The sequence below is a fragment of the Albidovulum sp. genome (genome assembly GCF_049646345.1).
Lineage (GTDB): Bacteria > Pseudomonadota > Alphaproteobacteria > Rhodobacterales > Rhodobacteraceae > Albidovulum.
Genome location: NZ_JBARVQ010000550.1, coordinates 1 through 2,516 on the forward strand (window position 1 = coordinate 1; position 2,516 = coordinate 2,516).

Annotated in this window: 2 protein-coding genes and 1 pseudogene; 2 read left to right on the forward strand and 1 reads right to left on the reverse strand. The window is 56.3% G+C overall.

Translation table 11 applies throughout. From position 1 onward, the window contains the following. Positions 1-348: 348 nt before the first annotated feature. A pseudogene (locus WBB85_RS14200) lies at positions 349-717 on the forward strand (IS6 family transposase); the annotation flags it as partial. A gap of 70 nt (positions 718-787) precedes the next feature. On the opposite strand, the gene WBB85_RS14205 reads toward WBB85_RS14200, so the two are convergent. Further along, entirely contained in the window at positions 788-1,816 is a 1,029-nt protein-coding gene (locus WBB85_RS14205; RefSeq protein ID WP_432639262.1) for a GlxA family transcriptional regulator, read from the reverse strand. 143 nt (positions 1,817-1,959) lie between these two features. On the opposite strand from WBB85_RS14205, the gene WBB85_RS14210 reads away from it, so the two are divergent. After that, the coding region (locus WBB85_RS14210; protein WP_432639264.1) for an FAD-binding oxidoreductase at positions 1,960-2,516 on the forward strand (557 nt) is incomplete at its 3' end.

Here is a 2,516-nt window from a genome sequence, read left to right on the forward strand (position 1 = left end):
CTGATCAATGAAGATGGCGGGCCAGAGTGCGACAAGGCCACGACCAAGATGCTGCTTCTGTCCTTTGGACTGGCCGAGGAAGAGGCGGCAGAAATTTCCGAACTGCCTCTCCCGGAACTGACATACCGACCCGGCCTGCTTGCGCGGTTCCGCAACCCGGATGTAACCGGGTGATGCGGCAGGGACTTGCAAGGCCTACGTTCGGTGGATGAGCGAAAAAGATTGCGGATTGATGCCACCGGCGCGTGCTGCGATGCCGACCGCCCGGTTCTTCGAGGGTGGAGAAGGTTGGGTTTTGTCAGACAAACTCGACTTGAGGCGGGAGAGGGCGCCGTCTAGCTTCCGGGGATGACAAAACGCCCCCCCTTCAAGTACTTCAAAACAAGTCCTGAGATCATCCGCTTGTCGGTAATTCAGTATGTCCGGTTTCCCCTCTCGCTGCGGAACGTCGATGATCTGCTGCACGAGCGTGGTATTGAGGTGAGTCACGAGACTGTCCGGTTCCGGTGTAACCAGTGCGGCCCATTGTTCGCCGACGAGATACGGAAGCGCCGGATCGAGGGGATGAAATCGAGCTGTTGGCAGTGGCACCTCGACGAAGTGTTTGCGAAGATCAACGGCGAGCGGCACTAGCTTTGGCGGGCCGTTGAGCACGAGGGTGAGGTGATGGAAAGCTATGTCACGAAGACCCGTAGCAGACAGGTTGCATTGCGATTTGAACTAATATCGGTAATGCGGAACATGATGTGCCTTCGCCGCCAGTGAGCATCTTTCGGCACCGAAAAGGTCAATTCACCTTTGCCAACTGCGAAATCCTTTGAAACTTCTTTCTATAGGCAGCAGGAGACATGCCTGTTCCCCGTTTGAAAACCCGGCGGAAAGACGCCGGATCTTCGTAGCCAACTGAGATTCCGATGTCATCGCTGGTAGCATCATCCGTTTCAAGCATCTGTTTGGCTTCCTCGATCCGCAGGGCCTGAACATATTCGATGGGCGTAAAGCCGGTTGCGGCGCGAAACCGGCGCGAAAATGTGCGCGAGTTCAAACCCGACTTTTGCACCATTTTTTCCACAGGCTTGCTCGTCGCATAATTTTCCGCGATCCAAAGCTGGCACTCCGTTATCGGACCATCGCTCGACTCCATCGGCCTCGTCATAACCGAGTAGGGAGATTGCCCCTCTGAATGTCCGCTTATTAGAAACACCTTCGCCGTCTCAATTGCTGTTTTGTACCCACAGTATTTGGCGATCAAATAGACAGAAAGGTCGTGCCACGCGCTGACCCCGCCAGCCGTCACAAGCCGCTCGCCCTCGGCGGCCAGGCAGAGAATCGATTCATTGCGAAACGTAATTTTCGGGAAGTGGCGCTGAAACATATCACGATAGGCCCAGTGCGCGGTGGCTTCTTGTCCGTTGAGTAGCCCGGACTCCGCCAACAACAATGAACCTGAACAAACTGATGACAACAGCGTGCCTTCGGAATGCACCTTCTTGAGCCACCCTATCTCGCACGGGTACCGCCCCTTGGGCACATCATAGATCGATGTGTACATGTCACAGACAACAACAGCATCCGGTGTTTCGATATCGCCGACCCCCGCATGGGGCACGACAGGGATATTCCCGACACAATGAAAGGGCTTGCCGTCCGCGGACACAATCTTGACATCCAGCAGTTCGTCACCAGGCGCGCCACTTATCATGTCCGGATAGACCGCGCCTGCAGACATCAGGACGTCGTAGAGTCCATAGAGGACAGATGCCGATGTTTCTGGCGTGGCGAGCAGGGCGATTGTCGGCTTGCGAGTTGCGGACATGATGGCTCCTGTCAGATTTGGCACGGTTCTGGCACTTATGCCATATCCACATGTCCACTATGCCATCAGTCTGACAAAAGCGCCACTGAATGCCACAAGCCGAGCGCTCTAATCTGAGGTAGTCATTCAACAGGAGCGGACAGATGAGTGGAACTGAAAGAGGCAAATCAACGGATCTACATCGGATTTCAGGCGAGGTGCTTCTGCCCGGCAGTGCGGCGTATGACGTGGCCCGTGGAGTCTGGAACGCGATGATTGACCGTCGCCCTGCTTTGATCGTGCGATGCAGAAATCGTTCGGACGTTATCGCCGCGGTCAACCATGCGCGCAAGCACAACCTGCCGGTCTCGATCAAGGGCGGCGGCCACAATGTCGCTGGGCATGCGGTTTGCGATGATGGCGTGATGATTGATCTAAGTGGTATGCGCGCGGTTTCGGTGGACCCCGAGAAACACATCGCACATGTTGATGGTGGCGCCTTGTGGGGTGATGTCGATGCTGCGGCACAGGCCCACGGTCTGGCAACTCCCGGCGGGCTGATCTCCGATACCGGCGTGGCGGGGCTCACGCTGTCAGGTGGGATTGGATGGCTTCGGGCAAAGTACGGGCTATCGATCGACAATCTGATCGCAGCTGAGGTGGTCACTGCCGACGGGCAACTTCTCATCGCGAGCGAAGATGAGAACGCAGACCTTCTATG